14 protein-coding genes and 2 tRNA genes are annotated in these 23,174 nt (G+C 32.7%); 14 read left to right on the plus strand and 2 right to left on the minus strand.

Annotated features, from left to right (window positions below; translation table 11 throughout):
* Positions 1 to 81: 81 nt before the first annotated feature.
* Together Q4Q39_RS13350 and Q4Q39_RS13355 are read left to right on the plus strand one after the other, a co-directional pair.
* Positions 82 to 960, plus strand: a complete 879-nt coding sequence (locus Q4Q39_RS13350; protein ID WP_303283012.1) for a hypothetical protein — start codon at positions 82 to 84, stop codon at positions 958 to 960.
* A gap of 51 nt (positions 961 to 1,011) precedes the next feature.
* Positions 1,012 to 2,331, plus strand: coding sequence for a beta-helix domain-containing protein (locus Q4Q39_RS13355; RefSeq protein ID WP_303283013.1), 1,320 nt, complete (start codon positions 1,012 to 1,014; stop codon positions 2,329 to 2,331).
* A gap of 119 nt (positions 2,332 to 2,450) precedes the next feature.
* On the opposite strand, the gene Q4Q39_RS13360 is transcribed toward Q4Q39_RS13355, so the two are convergent.
* A complete protein-coding gene (locus tag Q4Q39_RS13360) occupies positions 2,451 to 2,984 on the minus strand; it encodes an RNA methyltransferase (protein ID WP_303283014.1) in 534 nt (177 codons plus the stop codon).
* Between the two features lie 559 nt (positions 2,985 to 3,543).
* On the opposite strand from Q4Q39_RS13360, the gene mutS reads away from it, so the two are divergent.
* From mutS to Q4Q39_RS13375, 3 genes are all read left to right on the plus strand, one after another.
* Positions 3,544 to 6,156 carry a DNA mismatch repair protein MutS gene (gene mutS / locus Q4Q39_RS13365; protein WP_303283015.1) on the plus strand — a complete coding sequence of 871 codons (2,613 nt, stop codon included), beginning with the start codon at positions 3,544 to 3,546 and terminating at the stop codon, positions 6,154 to 6,156.
* A 119-nt stretch (positions 6,157 to 6,275) separates the two neighbouring features.
* Positions 6,276 to 6,347 (plus strand) — tRNA-Gly (locus tag Q4Q39_RS13370).
* A gap of 26 nt (positions 6,348 to 6,373) precedes the next feature.
* A tRNA-Leu gene (locus tag Q4Q39_RS13375) sits at positions 6,374 to 6,457 on the plus strand.
* A 487-nt stretch (positions 6,458 to 6,944) separates the two neighbouring features.
* Here Q4Q39_RS13375 and Q4Q39_RS13380 read toward each other — a convergent pair.
* Entirely contained in the window at positions 6,945 to 7,805 is an 861-nt protein-coding gene (locus Q4Q39_RS13380; RefSeq protein ID WP_303283016.1) for an AraC family transcriptional regulator, read from the minus strand.
* Between the two features lie 212 nt (positions 7,806 to 8,017).
* Between Q4Q39_RS13380 and Q4Q39_RS13385 the strand changes: the two genes are divergently transcribed.
* The 9 genes from Q4Q39_RS13385 (at position 8,018) to Q4Q39_RS13425 (ending at position 23,141) form a co-directional block, all read left to right on the plus strand.
* Positions 8,018 to 11,092 (plus strand): SusC/RagA family TonB-linked outer membrane protein, encoded by a 3,075-nt coding sequence (locus Q4Q39_RS13385; protein WP_303283017.1) that lies wholly within the window; start codon positions 8,018 to 8,020, stop codon positions 11,090 to 11,092.
* Positions 11,093 to 11,102: 10 nt separating this feature from the next.
* On the plus strand, positions 11,103 to 12,572 hold the full coding sequence (locus tag Q4Q39_RS13390; RefSeq protein ID WP_303283018.1) for a RagB/SusD family nutrient uptake outer membrane protein: 1,470 nt from the start codon (positions 11,103 to 11,105) through the stop codon (positions 12,570 to 12,572).
* Between the two features lie 12 nt (positions 12,573 to 12,584).
* Positions 12,585 to 13,532, plus strand: a complete 948-nt coding sequence (locus Q4Q39_RS13395; protein ID WP_303283019.1) for an SGBP N-terminal domain-containing protein — start codon at positions 12,585 to 12,587, stop codon at positions 13,530 to 13,532.
* Positions 13,533 to 13,540: 8 nt separating this feature from the next.
* The gene (locus Q4Q39_RS13400; protein ID WP_303283020.1) at positions 13,541 to 15,085 is read left to right on the plus strand and encodes a cellulase family glycosylhydrolase; all 1,545 of its coding nucleotides are present in this window, start codon (positions 13,541 to 13,543) and stop codon (positions 15,083 to 15,085) included.
* A 35-nt stretch (positions 15,086 to 15,120) separates the two neighbouring features.
* Positions 15,121 to 16,179: a glycoside hydrolase family 130 protein gene (locus Q4Q39_RS13405; protein ID WP_303283021.1), complete on the plus strand. Its 1,059-nt coding sequence runs from the start codon at positions 15,121 to 15,123 to the stop codon at positions 16,177 to 16,179.
* Positions 16,172 to 17,725: a cellulase family glycosylhydrolase gene (locus Q4Q39_RS13410; RefSeq protein ID WP_303283022.1), complete on the plus strand. Its 1,554-nt coding sequence runs from the start codon at positions 16,172 to 16,174 to the stop codon at positions 17,723 to 17,725. Before Q4Q39_RS13405 ends, Q4Q39_RS13410 begins: the two co-directional genes overlap by 8 nt.
* 46 nt (positions 17,726 to 17,771) lie before the next feature.
* Positions 17,772 to 19,367 carry a sodium:solute symporter gene (locus tag Q4Q39_RS13415; RefSeq protein ID WP_303283023.1) on the plus strand — a complete coding sequence of 532 codons (1,596 nt, stop codon included), beginning with the start codon at positions 17,772 to 17,774 and terminating at the stop codon, positions 19,365 to 19,367.
* 104 nt (positions 19,368 to 19,471) lie between these two features.
* Positions 19,472 to 20,395 carry a T9SS type A sorting domain-containing protein gene (locus Q4Q39_RS13420; RefSeq protein ID WP_303283024.1) on the plus strand — a complete coding sequence of 308 codons (924 nt, stop codon included), beginning with the start codon at positions 19,472 to 19,474 and terminating at the stop codon, positions 20,393 to 20,395.
* Positions 20,396 to 20,555: 160 nt separating this feature from the next.
* Positions 20,556 to 23,141: a beta-mannosidase gene (locus Q4Q39_RS13425; RefSeq protein WP_303283025.1), complete on the plus strand. Its 2,586-nt coding sequence runs from the start codon at positions 20,556 to 20,558 to the stop codon at positions 23,139 to 23,141.
* Positions 23,142 to 23,174: the final 33 nt, after the last annotated feature.

Genomic DNA, 23,174 nt, shown 5'->3' on the forward strand with positions numbered 1-23,174 from the left:
GAATTTTTTTGAGGCTATAGAAGGTTAGTATATACATTTGACGGCACCCTCATTTACTTTGTTAAACTTAATTTATAATTTATGAAAACTCTTTTCATATGGTCAGCTCTTATATTTTTAACGGTTTGTAATACGTATTCTCAAGAAAAGCACTACGAATTTAACAGGCTCAACACTAGAAAACAAACGTTAAAAGGGCAATCTACTTCAGAAATTTATGACGTCTCTTATATAAAAACTGAGGGATCATTAAATCCAGAATACACTAAATTAAAAAGTGAGTTAGAGAAGGTCATGGCCGATAGTATTTCTAAAGCGGCAGATTATTATAAGACGCTTGATAGATTTAATGATATATCGACTATTAAAAGTAAAGTTGTTGCTTTTAATAGCTCAAGTAAATCTTTCAGAAATAAAGTAACGCTTTTAAAAGAAGCACAAATTCTAGCTTCAAAACATCATATTAAAGATCTTTTTTATTCCGATAGCTACATAAATAAAGAAATGAAGGCTGGTTTTTTACTTCTTAGTTTAAATCCTGAGAATATGAAAGCACATTTAAACAAGGTTTTATTGAAATTAGATAATAAAATTAAAGTTCCAGAAAAACCTACTTATGAATCAATTGCAACTTTAAGAGAGACATTATCCAATACTAAGAAAATAAAAGATATTAAAAACCTAAAAAATAAAAAGGGTTATACGTTACAAAATAACATAGTGCCTCCCGAAGAGATAACAGGAGATTTCTCGGTTGTAGGTGAGTATTTTGTATTAAGTAAGCCAACCAATAGGTTTTTGAAAGATCAATTAATATCAAAAAAAACGGTTTTAAATTTACGTATAGCTAAAGAGAAATTATACACTAAAGAAGAGCGCGTATTAATTCAAAATAAGCGAACTAAAGAAATGTATTTGGTAGATAATAATTTTTTAAACGGCTTTTCTGTTAAAAGTTAAGAAGGTTCTATGAAGTCTAATAAAGAACTATTTTAATAAAAAACATGTATCATGAAAAATTTTACTAAAATAATATGGTTGCTAATAGTTGTTTCTGTAAGTGTTAGTGCGCAACAAGAAAGAGGTATCATAGGAACTAATAATTGGTTTAATACCTGGGCAGAATTTAAGCCCAATACAGTAGATTACGGAGAAAGTACTCATACATTGACTGGCAATATAACAGAAGATACAACACTTTATAAAAAACACACTTATTTGTTGTTAGGAAATGTTTTTGTTACAAATAATGCCATTCTTAGTATAGAACCAGGAACAGTGATTATGGGAGATTCCAAATCTAAAGCAACGCTTACTATTACTGTAGGAGCTGCTATAATAGCCGAAGGGACTTTAACCGATCCTATTGTTTTTACTTCAAATGAAACCACAAAAAAGGCAGGAGATTGGGGAGGTGTAATAATACTTGGAGATGGGCATACTAACAAATTAGAGAAAAGTTCTGGAACTTCTTTTTATGCAGACATTGAACCCTCAAATTATCAACACACAAATTTTGGAGGAAAGGGACTAAAAGACAACTCTGGATTTATATCATATGTAAGAGTGGAATATGCAGGAGCAAAAACGAAAAGGTCTCATGCTTCCAATGCTTTATTGTTAGGTGGTGTCGGGGCGAAAACTACAATAAATAATGTCATGGTAAGCTATTCTGCGGGCAACTCCTTTAACGTTATTGGAGGAGAGGTTAACTTGGATAAAATGGTTTCATATAAATCTAATGGGAATGATTATAATTTTAGCTATGGGGCAGTATGTCATATAAATAACTCATTGGCTGTTCGATCACCTTATATATCATCCGGTGAATCTAGATGTATTAATGCAGTCTCTTACAATAGTGTTAAAGAAGTCGATTTTACTAAAGAAGAAACAGAGGTAATAGCAAACAACATGACACTTTTAACGGATACTAAAAACTTAGATTATGAAGTTGAAGTAGGCTTGATAAAGGAATCTATATATATAGGAGAAAACACAAATTTTAAAATTAACAGAAGTGTCATATCTGGTTTTAGTAAAGCAGTAATACTTGATGAAAATATCAAAATTAACGAGGCCAGTTTGACAAGGATACAAATTGAAAATACCTATTTTAATAATTGTAAAGGAACAGTTTTTTTTAATTTTAACGATAACAATGAAGATTTAGAAAGCTGGTACAAAAACCCTTCTTTTTTTAATACCTACTCTAAGGCTAATCCTTCCGAATTATTTGTTGATTTAAACAATGGTAAAAGGCCAGATTATAGATTGCTTAAAAACAAAATAATAGCCATGAGTAATGGTTCAAAAATAACTAATAATTAATCGTTGAAAATCCTTGTGTGAATTATTAGTTAAATATGATAGAAACGAATTATAAGGGGTATCATTTTATGTTCATTTGGTGTTAAACATAAATTTTTAGATTTTAGCTCCATAGTGTTCTATGAGTTATTCAACTTAGAGAACACATCCCAAACCACAACGCCACAACTTACAGAAATATTTAATGAGTGTTTAGTCCCAAACTGTGGAATCTCAATAACAGTATCGCTAGCACTAACCACATTTTGAGCAACCCCTTTTACTTCATTGCCAAAAACTAAAGCGTAAGTCGTGTTAGTTTCAGGTTTAAAATCATTTAACATGGTAGCGTTTTCAGCTTGTTCAATAGCACACACCTTTATACTTTCAGCCTGCAACATTTCAACTAATTGCATGGTATCTTTAATATATTCCCAATCTACAGTATCCGTGCTTCCTAAAGCGGTTTTATGAATGTCTTTATGAGGAGGCTTAGCTGTGATGCCACAGAGATAGATTTTTTCAATTAAAAAAGCATCACTCGTTCTAAAAACGGAGCCAATATTATTAAGACTTCTAATGTTGTCTAAAACAATAATAATCGGTGTTTTTTTTACCGATTTAAAATCATTGACACTCAATCGGTCTAATTCACTATTTTTTAGTTTGCGCATTAAAAATTGTTTTCTTTCATTTCTGTCTTTCGACTATCGCTCAAGATAAATTTCGGTGGAAATCTTATTGTTTATGTCATTGCGAGGACGAAGGACGTGGCAATCTGTTAAATTAAAAGATTCTTCCTTAGCTTCTCTATGCATCTTCAGACAAAATATATTTTGTTTTCGATAATGTTCATAATGAACTCATCTCGACTTTTTCTATTTCCTAAAAAATGGCTGAAATTCGCCCATATTTTGTTACTTTTTTTATGCTTAGCACTGCTATGCCTTGCAAAAAATGCCTCATCTGAACAAATTTCATCTCATTCCTGCCCGTCCGGCAGGCGGGTTCGGTTAAAAACAAAAAGTCAAGATGAGTTCAATGACAATTACATTTTTGACTTAATCATTGTTAAAATCTTATCATAATTGTAGATAACTTCTATTATCTGAATTTCAAATAAAATCAAAATAATACTACATTAGCAATCTTACAATATCTGCAAAAATAACATTTAAAAACCACTTTGCTATTGGTAGATTTCTGTCTTCACGGAAATAAAAAAAAGATTAAATGAAGAAAAAATCAAAAAAAGAGACGCCTTTAATGAAACAATACAATGCGATTAAGGCAAAGTACCCAGATGCTTTATTGTTGTTTCGTGTTGGCGATTTTTACGAAACTTTTGGAGAAGATGCTGTTAAAACCGCGGGTATTTTAGGAATTATTCTAACCAAACGTGGTGCTGGTAGTGAAAGTGAAACCGAATTAGCAGGATTTCCACATCATTCCTTAAATACGTATTTGCCTAAATTGGTTAAGGCTGGCGAACGTGTAGCTATTTGCGATCAGTTGGAAGACCCTAAGCAAACCAAAACAATTGTAAAACGTGGTGTAACAGAGTTGGTGACTCCTGGTGTTGCTTTAAATGATGAGGTTTTAGTCTCAAAATCAAATAATTTTTTGTGTTCGATTTATTTTGATAAAAAATACATAGGCATTTCGTTTTTAGATATTTCTACAGGAGAGTTTTTAACCTCACAAGGAAATGCGGAGTATATTGATAAGTTGTTGCAGAATTTCAGACCTAGTGAAGTTTTAGTCTCTAAGAAGAAACGTACCACGTTTAATGAAACGTTTGGAGACGATTTCCATACATTTTATATGGAAGATTGGATCTATCAAACGGATTATGCTCATGAAACATTAATAAAACATTTCGATACTAAAACACTTAAAGGTTTTGGTATTGAAGATTTGTACGAAGGCATCATTGCATCGGGGTCTATTCTTCATTATTTATCGGAAACGCAGCATAACAAACTACAACATATTACGTCTATTTCTAGAATAGCAGAAGACGAATATGTGTGGATGGATAAATTCACTATTAGGAACTTAGAACTTTATAATTCGACTAATAATAATGCTGTTACCCTTTTAAATGTGATTGATAAAACCATTTCACCTATGGGCGGAAGGTTATTGAAACGGTGGTTGGCATTGCCGTTAAAAAATGCTGAAAAGATTAAACAGCGTCATGAAGTCGTTAGTTTTTTAACTCATGAACATACGGTCCTTCAAGACATACAAAATCATATTAAACACATTGGTGATTTAGAGCGACTCATTTCTAAAATAGCAACGGGTAAGGTAAATCCGCGAGAAGTTATTCAGTTAAAAAATTCTTTAGAAGCTATTGTTCCTATAAAGTCGTTAGCATCGAATTGTGATAATGATTCACTTAAAACCATCGGTGATAACCTTCAAGGTTGTGACGTGCTTCGTGAAAAAATTAAAGAAACACTTAATGAAGATGCTCCTGTAAATGTATTAAAAGGAAATAGTATTGCCCCTGGTTTCTCATCAGAATTAGATGAGTTGAGAGATTTATCAAAATCTGGGAAAGACTATTTGGATAATATGCTAGAGCGAGAAAGTGAACGCACAGGGATTACATCTCTTAAAATAGCCTCAAACAATGTATTTGGGTATTATATTGAAGTTCGTAATACGCATAAAGATAAGGTACCCGAAGACTGGATTAGAAAACAAACTTTAGTAAATGCAGAAAGGTATATTACTGAAGAGCTTAAAGAATATGAAGCTAAAATATTAGGCGCCGAAGATAAAATTCAGGCCATCGAGCAACAGTTGTTTTCAGAATTGGTTACCTGGATGAGCCTATACATAAAAGTAGTACAGCAAAATGCCTATTTAATAGGGCAATTAGATTGTTTATGCGGATTTGCTCAACTAGCTAAAGACAATAATTATATATACCCAGTTATTGACGATTCTTTTGATTTAGTGATAAAAGATGGCCGTCATCCTGTCATAGAAAAGCAATTGCCTATAGGTGAAGCCTATATTGCCAATGATGTGTTTTTAGATAGAACAGCCCAACAGATTATTATGATTACGGGGCCTAACATGTCTGGTAAGTCGGCTATTTTACGTCAAACAGCCTTAATTGTATTATTAGCTCAAATAGGTAGTTTTGTGCCTGCAAATGAGGCTCGTATTGGTTTAGTAGATAAGATTTTTACTAGAGTAGGAGCCAGTGATAATATATCTATGGGAGAATCGACCTTTATGGTAGAAATGAATGAGACCGCATCTATTCTTAATAATATATCAGATAGGAGTTTGGTGTTACTTGATGAAATAGGGCGTGGAACAAGTACGTATGATGGTATTTCAATAGCTTGGGCAATTAGTGAATATTTACATGAACATCCAGCAAAATCTAAAACGTTATTTGCAACGCATTATCATGAATTAAATGAAATGACTGGAACGTTTGATCGTATTAAGAATTTCAATGTATCAGTTAAAGAATTAAAAGACAATGTACTTTTTTTAAGAAAGTTAGTAGAAGGAGGTAGTGAGCATAGTTTTGGTATTCATGTGGCTAAAATGGCTGGCATGCCACAACAAGTATTGCATCGTGCAAACAAGATTTTGAAGAAATTAGAAAAGTCTCATTCCAGTGAAGAATTAACAGATAAGGTTAAATCTATTGAAGATGAGATGCAGCTAAGTTTTTTTAATTTAGATGATCCATTATTGGAGAATATTAAAGAAGAAATACTATGTACTGATATTGATACACTTACACCTGTTGAAGCGCTTATGAAACTCAATGAAATTAAGCGAATGTTGGTCAAAAAAAAGCGGGCGTAAAATAAAATAAATTTATTTTACTAAAAGGCTTTGCAATTAATAGAAATATTTTAAATTTGCATCCGCAATCACGATATTGCATCGCCTGCTTAACGTAGGTAAGTTCATTAAAAATGACTGCGAAAGTAGCTCAGGGGTAGAGCATCACCTTGCCAAGGTGGGGGTCGCGGGTTCAAATCCCGTCTTTCGCTCTGATACTTTCTTAAAATATACCAATGCTGAAGTGGTGGAATTGGTAGACACGTTGGACTTAAAATCCAATGTCCATTAGGACGTACGGGTTCAAGTCCCGTCTTCAGTACTAAAGCCTTTACAAGATTTCTTGTAAAGGCTTTTTTTATTCCCCAGATATAATAAATTCTCTTAAAATTTAAAAAAACAAAACGGATCATATCTTTGGATGAAAACGTCATGTTCAAAGGCCATTGTTTTCCTAAATCAATTATTGCTCTGGTGGTATATTTTTAAATTTAGATTTGGACTAAGTTGTCGAGCAATTGACAAACAGGGAAATACCATCGATTTCCTTCTAACCAGAAGAAAGAGAGTGAGTACCCAATCCTTTCTTATTAAAGCTATTGAGAATAATGGCAAACCTGAATTAATTAATATTGGATAAGAGTGGTTCGAACAAACACGCTATTAGAATCTACAATAAGGGATCTTTTTCATGATTCAGATAAGACAGTGTAAACAAGAAAACTATTGCTATTCATTATGTTAGACTCAGGTCTAATAGATGCGACAGAACCACAAAAGTGGGTTTAAGACCTCTGGTTTATAATCTTTTACCTCTTTATTTGATTGATATAATTAGTTCTAAATTGTTTTGGAGATACACCATGCTTTTTTTTGAAGGATCTGTTGAAGTTTGATAACGTGGTAAATCCAGTCATATATGAAATTTCACTAATAGGACTGTTTGTTTCAGATAAAAGATTAGTAACTATACTTAGCCTATGCTCAAGTAAGTATTTTATAAAACTCTGACCTGTTCTTTTTTTGAAATAATGACTAAAAGCAGACTCAGACATATTAATCATTTCTGCTAATGTTGAAAGCTTAATTTGCTTGTGGTAATTGTTCTCAATATACTTGGTAACTATAGTAATTCGCCTGCTTTCACTTTTCTGATTGAGGTTATTACCAGCAGCACTACTTAATATTTTTTTATCCTCAGATTTAGATAAATCATGTAAAATTTCTAAAAATAAAAGAAAAGAGCCAAAATGATCAGTATCCTTTAGTTTTGATATTTTTTTTACAATTTTAGTTTTTGTTGGATTCTGGATAGAGATCCCTCTTTTAGATAATTCTAATAATGCCCTTATATCTTTAAATATCTTATAATCAAGAATTTTTGGAGGTAAGAATTGTTCTTGAAATTGAATTGTTGTAACATTTGCATTGCTAACTTCTTCATCAGATTTCCAGATGTGTTTTAAATCTGGGCCTAATAATGTTAGATCGACAGATTCGCATTTTTCTATAGCATCGCCTACTACTTTTTTTCCTTTAAAATTGGTGATTAAATTTAATTCAAACTCATTATGGTAATGAATAGAATAGTCGAATTTTGCATTTTTATGCCTTAATATAACAAATGGAGCGCTTGATTTTAAAGGTGTTATCTCTTTAATAGTTTTCATAATAAAGGATGCTTTTTTGGGGAATTAATAGTAATGTAAACTGTAAAACTAATAAATATAATTTTAATTGATTATTTTTTAAATATTTGATAATGCTTAGGATTTTTGAAAATGAATAAATTCAATATAAGCATAGTTTTAGGTTGAAAAGAGTCATTCTTTACTATTCAAGTGATCTAATTTTGCTTTAGATAAATTTTATACCCTAATCAATGAAAAAATTAAAGAACAAATCATTTGTAATATTTCTATTACTCAGTCTATATGCTAGTTTTTCTTTTGCCCAAAAAATAAAGGTATCAGGAACAGTTATGAGCGAATTGGGTTACTCCGTCCCTGGAACTTCAATTGTTGAAAAAAATACTCCAAATGGAGTATCCACAGATTTTGATGGATCTTTTTCTTTACATGTAAACGATAACGCTACTTTAGTAATCTCTTCAATGGGTTATAAAACTGTAGAAATACCAATTTTAGGTAAATCAACTTTTAATATTGTCTTGTCAGAAGATATTTCGCAGTTAGATGAAATTGTTATTATAGGTTATCAAACGGTTAAAAAGAGCGATGTTACAGGCGCTGTTAGTAAGATTAACACTGAAGACCTGTCAGAAATACCTGCGAACTCAGTAGAAGAGTTGTTAATAGGTCGTGTCTCAGGTTTAGTCATTGGGAATCCTTCAGATGACCCTGGAGCTGGGTTAAATGTTAGAATACGTGGAGCAAGTTCGTTTACTGCTACAACACCTTTAATAGTAGTTGATGGATTTCCTCTTGGTGACGCTGGTAATTTAAAACAAATTAATCCTGCAGATATTGTCTCTGTTGAAGTACTAAAAGATGCTTCTGCTGCTGCAATATATGGTTCCAGAGGAGCTAACGGTGTTATATTAGTAACCACAAGAAGAGGTAAGGAAGGTAAAATGGTCGTTGATTTTACAGCAAATGCTACTTTTAGTGATTTTGCTACAGAATTTGACATATATAAAAATCCAGTAAATCTTGCTGTGTTAACAGATGAAGGCCGAGTAAATTCTGGTTTGCTTCCTATATATATAGGAGGAGAAGATGTTAATGGGACTTATTTTCCATCTATCTCAGAAATAAGAGAAGGATACCCAACCACAGATTATGTTGATTATGTTTTTAGAACCACATTGAATAATAATTATAACGTAAGTATTTATGGAGGAACAGAAAAAACAAAATATAATTTTGGATTAAACTTCAATACACAAGATGGTGTTGTAAGAGATAATGATTTATCCAAAGTAACGGTTAGTTTTGGAATAGATCAAAAACTCACAGATAAGGTTAGTCTCTCTACTAATATGAATTTTTCTAGAGGGGAGAGAAGTGATAACGGTGGGATTTCTTTTGACCGAAATATATTGTTTCCTATTTATGATGAGGATGGTAATTTTTTCAAAGCTAATGATAATGATTTTTTCAACCCAGCTGCACTTACAGAGTTGAGGATTAATGAAACGACAACATTAGATTTAATTTCTTCATCTATATTTTTATGGGAAATAAACGAGAATTTAAAGTTTAAATCTCAATTTAACTATAGTTTAGGTTCGTCATTTCAAGAACGATATTTTCCTGATACATATACGCAATTAGGTTTTGAAGGAAAAGGAGTGGCTTTTAATGACAATTTCCAAAATCAACGCGTTGTGGCAGATGCATATTTTACTTATAATAAGGTGTTTGCAGAAAAACACGCCTTGACTTTACTTGCTGGTTATTCCAGTGAATATTTTGAGGTTAGAACATCGCAACTAAGATCTCAAGGATTTATAAATGGTTCTTTAGGTGCTGGAAACTTAAGTTTAGGTAATGAGCAACGTACTTCTAATAATTTTATAGAAACAGCTTTATCTTCTGCAATCTCAAGGGTAAATTATACTTTTAAAGAAAAAGTATTACTTACGTTTACAGGTCGTTTAGATGGTTCTTCAAATTTTGGATCAAATAATAAGTATGCATTTTTCCCATCGGGAGCCATAAGTTGGAAAATGCAAAAAGAGCCTTTTATTGAAGATGGTGCACCATTTATAGATCAATTAAAACCAAGATTAAGTTATGGAATTGTAGGTAACCAAGCAATAGGCCCATTTGAAACATTAAACAGATTAGGAAATGGACGTTATTTTACAAATGGTGGTTTTGTAACAACAATAGGACCAAACATTATCTCGAATAATGGCATCTTTATAGAATCAAGAGGTTTAGGTAATCCAGACTTAAAGTGGGAAACAACAAAAGTTCTTAACGCAGGACTTGATTTCTCTGCATTTAATCATCGCTTAGATTTTTCTTTTGACTTTTATAATAAACTTACTGATGATTTACTTGTAGATAGTGCATTGCCTCCAACTTCAGGTTTTGATTTTTTAAGAATTAATGCAGGTGAAATAGAAAATCAGGGTATTGAATTGAGTTTGAATTATGACGTTATAAGAAAAGAAGATTTTAAAATTTCTGCAGGCATTATATTCAATAAAAATGAAAATAAAGTAATAAGCTTAGGTTCTCCAGAAAGTACAAGAGTTTTAACGGACGATTTTGGCAATCAATTTAGATTTACTGGTACTAATTTTAGAGATCAATATAGATCAAGGATTAATGTTTTTGCTATAGATCAACCTATAAATGTATTTTATGGGGCAGTAGTTAGAGGGATTATTCAAAGCGAAGAAGAAGGTTTATTTAATGGTTTTACAGGAGCAGCTGCTCAACCTGGAGAATTCTTGTATGAAGACATAAATGGAGATGGTCAAATAGATCCTTTTGGAGCAGATAGAACTATAATAGGAGATCCGAATCCTGATTTTACAGCTAGTTTAACTTTCGATATGTCTTATAAAAACTGGGAATTAACAGCTTTGTTTAATGGATCATTTGGAGGTGATGTCGCAAACATTAATAAATATAGTACAGGAGCTGGTGGCGGACAAACAAGTAATCTTTTACAAAGATGGTCAACAGATAACCGTTCAACAGCATTTCCTTCTTTAAGAGAGAATAGAAACGTCGCATTTTCAGATTGGTGGATCGAAGACGGAAGCTTTGTTAGGATTCAAAATGTTCGATTAGGGTATAATTTGCCTGTTAAAGGTATTAAAGCAATCAATAAGGCCAAGGTTTATTTTAGTGGAGATAATTTATACAATTTCACTAACTACAATGGTATTGATCCTGAAGTTAATTTACAAGGGACTGACCAAAATAGAGTGCCAAGATTAAGACGATTAACATTAGGTGTAGATATAACATTTTAGAAAATTAATTATGAAAAATATATATATAGCAATATTCGCATTCGTGTTGGTTTCATGTTCTTTAGATCCAGAACCAACAACTTTTTTGTCAGATTCTAACTTTTATAATACAGCAGAAGAAGCAAATTCAGCGGTACTACATAGTTATCAGACAATGACTTTTTTGGATTATTTAAGACCTTATTTGAATATTCCAACAACAGCGTCAGAAGAAACATTTCCAAAAGAAGGAGAAGGTTTAAATATAGACCAATTTGAAATCTTTAACGTCGATGATAAAAACCAGAATTTAGAACAGTTCTTTAGACTGTCTTATATTGGATTAAATAGAGCCAATACAGTTATTGAAAAGACTGAAGAAGTTAGTTATAACAAAGATTTAGGAAATAAATTTCAAGGAGAAGGCCTATTCCTAAGGTCTTGGCATCATTTTATGCTTGTAAGGTTATTTGGTGAAGTGCCATTAAAAACAAGTGCAGTAGATGAGTTGAGTGAAGTATTTGGCGCTGAAAATGCTTCTATAGAATCTATTTATAATACAATAATATCAGATTTAAATACCGCCATAGACTTACTTCCAATAGAGCGAGTGGGAGGAAGAGCAGATAAAGTTGCAGCACAGGCACTGCTTTCAAAAGTATACATCACAATGGCGTCAGCAAAAAGTACAGGAAGTCCAAGATATGAATGGGTTTCTAGTGCCGATACGTATTATAATTTAGCATCTCAAACAGCTTCAGAGGTCATCAATAACCAATCGGTTTATACATTCGATCCAGATTTAATTCATATTTATGATGTGTCGACTCCTGAAGCATTTAACGGTCCAGAGCATATCTTTTTTATACCTCAAGATAGAAGTGGATTAATTGAAGGAGAATTTTCAAAACTATCAAAATTCTTTATTCCGGCAAATGCACCTAGTTCCTCTTTCTTACCAGATGGAACAGCCACACATGGAGGGTTTGGAGTATATGTTACAGAACTTCCTTTTTTATCATCTTTTAATACTAATGATAGAAGAAGAAATGAATTAGTAATTGATGAACTACATGACGCAAGTGGGAATATCCGGTGGACACCATCAGGAGGAGAGTCTCAGCCTTTTTCTAGAAAATACATCGACCCAGAATTTATTGGAGATAATACAAGTACACATCCATTTTTATTAAGGTACTCAGATATTCTTTTAATCTATGCAGAAGCACAAGGGCCAACAACCGAAGGTTATAATGCAGTTAATAGAGTTAGGAATAGAGCTGGCTTAGTTGATTTATTACCAGGATTGTCTGTAGCAGATTTTAGAGACAAAATTATAGAAGAACGTTCTTTTGAATTAGCTTTTGAAGGTCATAGACTATATGATTTAAGAAGAACAAATAAAATACAATCCGTCCTAACTGGTGTTTATGGGAAAACAATCACAAATAGCGCTTATTTTTTCCCAATCCCAGCAATTGAAGGCGAGTTAAATAACTAAAAAAAGAGAATTATGAAAAATCAAATTTTAAAATTAGTACTTTTTATTTTCGTTGCGACTTCTGTTATATCATGTCAAGATGATCCTTTAGAGGGTGTTGTAAGTAATGATAGGCAATTTTTATCTTTTAAGATTGATGGACAAGTAGGACCAGCAATAATAAAACCAGAAGGAGAAGGTTCAGGAACCATAGAGTTATTTGCTTTTGGAGAAGATATAGACTTAAGTAGTATTACACCAAAATTTGAAGTATCTGAAAAAGCAACAGTTTCTCCACAAAAAGGAGAGGCAGTAAATTTTGATAATGGAGGTTCGCATACTTTTCAAATTGTTTCAGAGACTGGTAAAATTAGGGAATGGACTGTGAAGATTAGTATATACGAGCCTATTTTAGATGGTGAGTGGAAGATACGTTCATTTCTATACGATTGGCATATAGGCTTAAATAATGACTGGGGTTGGGGTGTTTTTGGAGCCTATGATGTTGCAACAAGTTCTTATGATCCTGCCAATTATGTGCCAGAAGTACTAGCAAAAGATTTTCCTGATGCAGCTTTCGAAGAAGACAATACTATTGAATTTAAAACTGTTTTAATTAATGAAAAAGGGAATCCTGAAGGAACCTTTTCTTATGAAGCAGGAGACGATAATAGCTTTTCTTCCTTTGTATTAAATCCAGATCATCAAGGAAATGCAAGAGACTATTCGCACAGGTTCAGGAAAATGCCAAAAGGAAATGGTGTTTGGGAATTTAATGAGCTTGGAAACGTAATAACTCTCTGGGAAGGTAACAAAAATGGACCTAGCGTAAAGGGTAATGTAACAGTTGATGCACAAGGCAATATTAGTATAGCTTTTGATATTTGGGAAAATTCCTTTACATGGGATCATTGGGATGCAGAATCTCACATACAAAACGCCTATACAATTTATTACAATTTTGAATTAGATAATATATAATTAAAGAGATGAAGAAAGGATATATAAAAACTCGTTATAAACTGAGTTTACTATTTGTAGTAATAACTTACTTTGTAATAATCATGACGGCCTTTGGCTGTGATGATGACGAATATGATGTTAAAATTGAAGAACAATCAAAAGATCTGGTTGTTAAAACGGGAGAGGTATTAATAGAATCTTATATAGGTAATGGTGTACAATGGGATCCATATCCGCAAGCATACCGTTATTGGAATCAACCAATACAAGATGCAGACTGGAATAAGATGTATACACGTTTGGATTACATGAAACCGAGCTTTATACGTGTTGTATTTGGTTCTTACGATAAATATGCAATATCTGGTGCAGATAATTATGAACCAACAGCAATGTATGAAGGATTAGGTAAGATTTTACAATACTGTCAAGATAATGACATTACTGTTATGCTAGGGGATTGGGGTTATAATCAGGTAGACTCTGGAAATGATATGATTTTTGAAAGCAGAATTGATAATGCTGTTAATTACTTAGATTACCTGGTAAATACACAAGGTTTTACATGTATTAAATATTATACAACAATAAATGAGCCTAATTTAAACGGATCGGCAGCCAACGGTAATTATAACGTTTGGAAAAACGCAACGGCTTACTTTTATGATAAAATGGTTGATGCAGGACTAGATAGTAAAGTGAAGTTAGCTGGGCCAGATATTGCCATTTTTAATGATAATGATGTGTCTTGGATTTCAAATACAGAAACAGATTTAGGAAATAAAATAGACTTATATGATATTCATACGTATCCATCAAAAGGCTCTTTGTTTAGTGGAGAGTTTGAAGCATTGCTAAAGGCCTATAAATCTCAAATGCCAGAAGGGAAACAAGCAGTAATTGGAGAATTCGGTTTTAAATATGAGACAGGTTTTTCTGTGATGGATATGGAATTAAGTAACGAGAATTTGAATAACATCAATTCAGATCCATTTGTTGGAACTGATTCTAACACCCTGGTAGATCAATATATACATGGCGTGGATTTAGTTGGATTAAATTTAAAAATTATAAATTCTGGGTTTGCTGGTGCCATTAATTGGAACTTAGATGATGCGATGCATAGTAGTTCGAATACGGGTCAGGATTTAAAAGTTTGGGGATATTGGAATATATTAGGAGATGAACTGTTAGGGAAACCTGAAAAAGAGACTATAAGGCCCCATTTTTATTCTTTCTCTCTTATTTCAAGATACATGCAAAAAGGATCTAAAGTGTATAAAGTAGAAGTCCCAAAATTAGTAGGATTGGATGCTATTGCTGTGGAAAAAGATGGAAAATATATGATTGCTATTAACAACATGAGTATTAATGAATACAATATAAACTTTTCATTAGATAACGGTACTGAACTTTCGGGGTTAAAAAAGTTCATATATAAAGAAGATAACAGATTAACTGATGCTAATGGATTTCCTTTACCAGAAGAGCAAAACCTATCTATAGGAAAAGGAAATGAAATTAACATTAAACCTCAAACACTTACCGTATATACAAACTTTGATTTTTAAATTAAAAGATTAAAGTCTCTCAATCAGAAAAACTAATGAATAATAATACAACAATAAATAAAGTGAGTACCATTCGTTTAAAGAAACATGAAAACAACCCTATTTTAAGCCCTAATCCTCTAAACGAATGGGAAAGCTTAGTTGTTTGTAATCCTGGAGTTTGGTACGAAAACGGTAAATTTTCTATGTTATATAGAGCAGCTGGAGATGACGAAGAACATCTAATCCGATTTGGATTAGCAGAAAGTGTAGATGGTATTAACTTTGCAAGAGTATCAAACGATCCTGTATTTTCGCCTAGTGTTGATGGACCAGATATGGGAGGCGTAGAAGATGCCCGAATAATAAAGTTTGGAGATGAATTCTATATAACCTATGCATACAGGCCGTTTCCTCCAGGACAATATTGGAAATTTGAACATGATGTTATTCGGTTGCCGGAATCTGGAGAAGATACACCTTTAGTCTATAAAAATAATATAGCAAATTCGGGATTGGTTATTTCAAAAGATCTTAGAACTTTTAAACGATTAGGACGAGTTACTTCTTCAAATTTGGATGATAGAGATGTTATTTTATTTCCTGAAAAGATAAATGGAAAATTTGCCATGCTACACAGACCAAAAGAATGGATTGGAGAAAAGTATGGAACAAATTATCCTGCAATTTGGATTCGTTTTTCAGAAGATTTAATGGTTTGGGAAGAGCCAAGTACTTTATTACTTGCAGGAAGAGAAGATTCTTGGGAGGTGAAAATAGGAGGAAGTACCCCACCTTTAAAAACGAAAGAAGGCTGGTTAATTATCTATCATGGTGTAGAAAATGGAGGCTTAGGTTATTATAGAGTTGGTGCTGCACTACTAGACATTAACGATCCTACAAAAGTAATAGGTCGCATTAAAGATTGGATAATGGAACCAGAGCATGATTATGAAATTAATGGTTATTATAATGGTTGTGTGTTTCCAACAGGAAATGTTATTATAGAGGATACTCTATATGTATACTATGGTGGTGCAGATAAGTATGTCGGCCTAGCCACGTGTAGTGTTAATGAATTGCTAGGTCAATTAAAAAACAGTTTAAATGCCTAAAGTTTTAGTTAGTTTCATATTGTTGATTGTTTTGTTTAGTTGTAAAGAAGCAAGTACGATTGATAAAAGTCATACGCTTAAGTTTAAGAAATCCAATATCATCGACCTGCCATTTATCGGTCATGGGGTGCAGTGGTCTGCTTATCCCCATGCCGATTCAGATGAAGCAGAATGGGGTTTCTTAATGACAGACGAAAAATGGAACGAATTATACAAACGACTAGATTTTGTAAACCCACACATTATACGTGTTATGGATGTTTCTACTTGGCGTTATTACAAAGGATTAGATGAAAATAATCAACCCATTTTGGATTTCAATACACAAGAGGTTAAAAGTTTATATAAACTTTTAGACTATTGCCAGAAAAAGGACATTACCGTTCTTTTTGGAGAATGGGGAGCGCCAGGGCTTTGGGAAACAGATAAAAATCCAAATAATATTAATAGAGCAGACGATGTTCGTTGGATTGAAATGATTACTAAATATCTTGATCATTTAATTATTAAAAAAGGATACACCTGTATCAAGTATTATAACTTAGTTAATGAGCCTAATGGCTATTGGGCATCTACAGATGGCGATTGGGAGCAATGGAAGACAGGCTACCAGTTACTAAATAATGCTTTAAAATCTAAAGGGTTAAATAAATATGTGACCTTAGCTGGACCAGATGCGGTAACACAATGGAATCATCCAACGCATCCAAAAAAAGCAGAAGATTGGGTATATTCAACAATAACTGATCTGGATAGCATAACAGCTTTATACGATTTTCATATTTATGCAGACCAAGAGTTAATTAGAACAGGGAATTTTCAAACCTACTTAACACCATTTACGACCGAAGTTAAAAAGACAAAAAAACCATTAATTCTTGGTGAGTTAGGAATGAAATACAGCGGTGATCTTAAGGAAGAAAACCTTAAGAAGGGAAAAGCCGATCCTTTTGCAGGTCCCGACGATTCCAGTATGTTTGTTTACGACTATTTTTACGGGGTCGATATGGCAGATGCAGCCATACAGAGCATGCTTGCTGGAGTAGGAGGGGCTGTTGCATGGGATCTAGATGATGCTATGCATACTGTAGGAGATTTAGGTGAGAAAAGCCAATTAAAAAAATGGGGTATGTGGAATATTTTAGCCGAAGAATTTGGGAATCTTGAGGTAGATAAAATTCCAAGACCTTGGTCCTATTCATGGACTTTACTGTGTAATTTATTCCCTCCAAATACTAAGTTATACAAGCCAGAGTTTTCAATAAAAAATGATAGTATTCGGGCCATCGCCTCAATTACAGATAAAAGTGTTACACTTGCAGTTGTTAATCAATCAGAGGGATATAAAACATTTAATATTGGAACTGAAGCATTAATAAAAAGTCAGAACCTATATGTTTACGAATATGTAGATGAAAAAAGAGCATTAAATACTCATGGGTTTCCAGTGCCATCAAAATCTTTTGAATACAATGAAAATGAGGTTGTAAACATTACTGTACAACCAAGAAGTGTTTTGTTTTTGAGTTCTATCTTGCTCAAATAGTAATCTACATTTTAAAACATAATTTAATACAGACGAAATCATCACTATGGAATATAATTTAGGACTTGTAGATAATATTGTGCTTATTGTTTATTTTATTTTTATTGTATGGTTTGGTATTAAATATTCAAAAAAAGGGAGCGATTCTACAGACAATTATTTCTTAGCAGGAAGAAAAATGACTTGGCCAATCATTGGTTTTTCATTATTTGCTGCAAGTATTTCAAGTACTACTCTTATAGGCAAAAGTGGAGATGCCTATTCCACAGGTATTGCTGTTTTTAATTACGATTTAATTTCGGTGTTGGTCATGGTATTTTTTGCGATGTTCTTCCTGCCGTTTTATATTAAATCCGGAATTTTTACGATACCAGAATTTTTGGAAAAACGTTTTGATAAACGTTCTAGATATTATTTTTCATTCATTACCCTTTTAGGCTCAACGTTTTTAGATGCGGCAGGAGCATTATATGCCGCTTCATTATTGATGAAATTGGTATTTCCATCACTTTCAATAGTAGAATTATCTGTGATTTTTGCAATTATAGTGGCTGCTTATACAATACCAGGAGGACTGTCTGCTGCCATCCGTGTAGATTTAATTCAAGGCGTTTTACTGCTTTTTGGTACGCTTATTCTAACCTTTTTGGCAATGAATAATGGTGGATTAGACTATTTAAAGAGTTTACTTCTGGAAGGCGATATGATGATGAAACTTATAAGACCATTAAATGATAGTTCGGTGCCATGGCTAGGTATGATTGTTGGGATTCCTATTTTAGGCTTTTATTTTTGGGGAAATAACCAGATGTTGGTGCAACGGGTGCTCACAGCAAAATCTGTAGACCATGGAAGGAAAGGAATTTTAATGGTTGGTTTTTTGACTGTATTAATCCTTTTTATTATCATATTTCCAGCAGTTATAGGCAAGCATTTATTCCCTGGCTTACCCAAAAATGATATGGTATACCCGAAATTAGTTATTGAACTAATGCCCATAGGTTTACTGGGCTTAATGCTAGCTGCAATGATTGCAGCATTAACCTCTACATTAAGTGCCTTACTTAATTCGGTTGCGACCTTATTTACTATGGATTTTTATACTAAGTTTAAAAAAGACACCTCACAAAAAGAACAGGTATATGTTGGTAAAGTTGTTTCTATGGTTGTTTTAGTATTGGCTGTTGTATGGGTTCCTTTTGTATCTAAATTTGATTCTTTGTTAAAATACTATCAAGAAATGCTAACTTATATTGCGCCTCCAGTAGTAGCAGTATTTATGCTGGGTGTTTTTTGGAAACGTATTAATAAACATGGAGCATTTTGGGGATTAATAGGTGGTGCTATAGCAGCTTTTTTAACTGTACTGCTAAAATATACATTAAATTATGAGCTATTGGGAGACATTCATTTTTTACTTAAAGTACCCGTGTATTTTGTTATAAGTTGTGTTATTATAATTATTGTAAGCCTGTTGTCCCCTCCAGATGATGAAAAGGCAATTGAAGACTATATCTGGACTAGAAAAATATATCGTGAAGAAACACAAGAATTGGCAGGTGTTCCTTTTTATAAAAATTTTAGATTTTGGTCTCTTGTACTTATAGCATTTTGTTTTGTGGTGATGTACCTCTATCAATAAATTCAAAAAAGAGGGAGTTATTAGCAGTATTTAGTCATAGTCAGATTGTGTTTAGGTTTAAATTTACAAATCACATAAACTTATTAACCTATAAAAATATAATTATGATTTGTAAAACTACTCAATTCCTATCAAGTTTTTTAATGCTAATACTTTTCTTGTCGTCGAGTGTGGTCAATGCGCAGGATCCAAATGGACCAACAGGTTTAGCTACTACAGATGGAACACCAAATCAATTTACATTAACTTGGGATGACGATCCATTAGCAACAGGAGGATTCAATATATTTATTATTGAAGGAAGCAGTGGAGACGTATATGTCGAAACAGTTCCAGCGGGATCTACTAGTTATATCTATACTGGTACATATGGTTCTGTTACAGTTACAGATGGGGGGACTTATATAGCAAAAATTCAGGCGTTACCTGATGGTGATTTTAATGCTTATGCTGATATTACAACAACCGTTAATGCTACTCCACCTATGGATCCTGATGCGCCGACGGGTTTGGCACTTTCTTATAATAACCCAAACGAATTTACCTTGACCTGGGATGATGATCCTAACGCTACTAATGGTTTTAATATTTTTATTGTCCAAGGAGCAAGTGGCGATCAGTATATAACCACTGTGCCAGCTGGCACTACAAGTTACATATATTCAGGAGTTTATGGTAGTGTGACAGTGGCAGATGGTAATGTGTATACAGCAAAAATACAGGCATTACCTGATAGTGATTTTAATGCATATGCAGAATTAGAAACTAAAACACTTTCAAACAATGATGTTGATGGTGTTCAATTTAGTGTATCCCCAAATCCTGCAAATGAAGTTGTTAATATTCAAGCCAGTGCCAAGACCTTAAATGACATATCAAAGATTTCAATATATTCATTAACAGGTCAATTAGTAAAAGAATCGAATACTTTTGAAATCGAAGTAGACCATTTAAGTTCTGGCTTATATGTGCTATCTGTTCAAGATGAAAATGGAAATACCACAACTAAAAAATTTGTTAAAAATTAATTTAGAGATTAGTATTTGCAAATTAAAGCACTGCTTCTGTTAAAGGAAGTGGTGTTTTTTTTTAACCATGTGTGCTTAATATTTTGCTTTTTCGGATTTATACTTAAGATTAGCTAATCCCAATTACTACTTTAAATAGATTATCCAGTATTTAATAGTTATGTTTTACAAATTTTTTAAATATTTTTTAGTTTTTTTATGTTTGTCTGCTTGTTGTGAAAATGAGTCAAATCAATATGAACAGACAATAGATGAACATTGGACTTTTAAAAATGTTGAAGATGTTGGTTGGCTCCCAGCAACTGTGCCAGGGTCAGTTCATACAGATTTAATAACTAATAAAATTATTGAAGATCCATTTTATCGTATAAATGAAGATACTTTACAATGGATTGATAAAAAAGACTGGGAGTATAGAAAAACGTTTACCATTCCTAATAATATTTTAGAGAAAGAGCATGTTCAACTTCATTTTGAGGGGTTAGATACCTATGCTAATATTTATTTGAATGATTCTCTTGTTCTAAAAGCTAATAATATGTTTTTAGGCTGGCAAGTACCATGTAAGCCCCTATTAAAGGAAGGCGTAAATGTATTGCGAATTGTTTTAGAATCACCAATTAAAATAGGCTTAAAAAAAAGAGAAAGATTAGGGTATGAGTTGCCTAATGCGGTTAATGACCAATCTGAAAAAGGAGGGGTAGGTAAAAAACAAGTCGCCGTATTTTCAAGAAAACCAGGATATCATTTTGGATGGGATTGGGGCCCAAGATTAGTGACTAGTGGTATTTGGAAGCAGGTGAAGGTAGTTGCTTGGGATACAGCAAAACTTACTGATGTGTTTATTCATCAAAAAAAATTAGACGAAACTGAGGCTAGTTTAATTGCAGAAATAGAAATTAAAGCTAGTAAAGATTTTCAAGCCGATATCGAAATTTTAATTGATTCAACAAGAAAAATAAATAAAGAAATTACATTAAAAAAAGGTGTAAATAATTTAGAAATTCCTATAACAATTCATAGTCCGGAATTGTGGTGGACAAATGGCTTAGGGAATCAAAAATTATATACTATAGAAACAATCATAAAAGAGAACAATACTATAATTGATGCTGTTTCAAAAAGGGTAGGCCTCCGTACTATAGAAGTTATACAGAAAAAAGATGATTTAGGAAAGAGTTTTTACTTTGAGCTAAATGGTGCGCCTGTTTTTATGAAAGGCGCTAACTATATTCCCCAAGATGTGTTTTTGAATAGAGTCTCTAAAGCAGATTACGAACGTATTATTAAAGCAGCAGTAGAATCTAATTTTAATATGATTCGTGTTTGGGGAGGCGGTATCTATGAAAAAGATATTTTTTATGATCTGTGTGATGCGTATGGTATTCTTGTTTGGCAGGATTTTATGTTCGCATGTGCCATGTACCCTGGAAATGATGCATTTTTAGACAATGTAAAAAAAGAAGCAGAATATAATGTGAAACGTTTGCGTCAACACCCCAGTATTGCCTTGTGGTGTGGTGATAATGAAATTTTAACAGCTTGGAATAATTGGGGATGGATAGATCAGGTTACTAAAAGCCAGGGAGAAGCTGTAAAGAATAGAATATGGAAAGCTTACGAGGATGTATTTCATGATATTTTACCAAATACCGTAAATAAATATGATCGTGATAGGCTTTATTGGTCATCATCGCCAAGTTCTGGTTTTGGTACCTTAGATAGTTTAACCGCTGGAGATTACCATTATTGGAAAGTATGGTCCAATAAAGAACCGTTTTCTAAATACAACGAAGTGATTCCTAGATTTATGTCTGAATATGGTTTTCAGTCTTTTCCAGAATTTGAAAGTGTAAAAAAATATACTGAAGAACAAGATTGGGACATCTATTCGGAAGTTATGAAATCACATCAACGTTCATCTGTGGGGAATGAGAATATTGAATACTATATGCTTCAAAACTATAAAAAACCTAAAGACTTTGAGTCTTTTTTATACGTTGGGCAATTATTGCAAGCTAAAGGCATTACAACAGCTATCGAAGCGCATAGACGAAATATGCCCTATTGTATGGGCTCCTTATATTGGCAGTTTAACGATTGTTGGCCAGCGGCCTCTTGGTCAAGTATGGATTATTATGGTAATTGGAAAGCGTTACAATATGGTGTGAAAGAGGCTTTTAAACCCACTTCAGTTATACCGTTTCAAAAAGGTGATAGTTTAGAAGTATATGTGGTTTCGGATGAACTAAAGAATCAAAATGCTATTTTAAGCCTTAAAGCTTTAGATTTCAATGGAAAGGTTCTATTCAATGAAGAGAAAGTAATTTCGATTAAGTCAAATTCAAGTACCTTATATTTTTCTGAAGATATTTCGAATATTGTTAAAAAGAAGCTTTTAAAAAAATCGCTAATTCACATAGAGTTAATAGGGGAGGAAAATACAGAAATTGATGATAACGTTTTTTATTTTACAGAACCAAAAGATTTAAAACTAACCAATCCAAATGTGAGTTTTAATTGTATTAAAAAAGATGATACTACTTTTGAAATCACTATGAATAGTAATATTTTAGCTAAAAATGTATGTTTAAGAAGTGACGTAAAAGGACGTTTTTCTCAAAACTTTAAGGATATTTTACCTGCTAAAAATTATAAAATTTTATTTTACTCAGAAGGGAAAGATATTACAATTGATGCATTTAAAAACAGTCTAAAAATAATGTCGTTGTTTGATTCTTTTTAAAATACGAAAAAGGGTGGCTTCTAATCGTTCTAT

The organism is Flavivirga amylovorans (assembly GCF_030540875.1).
GTDB classification, from domain to species: Bacteria; Bacteroidota; Bacteroidia; order Flavobacteriales; family Flavobacteriaceae; genus Flavivirga; species Flavivirga amylovorans.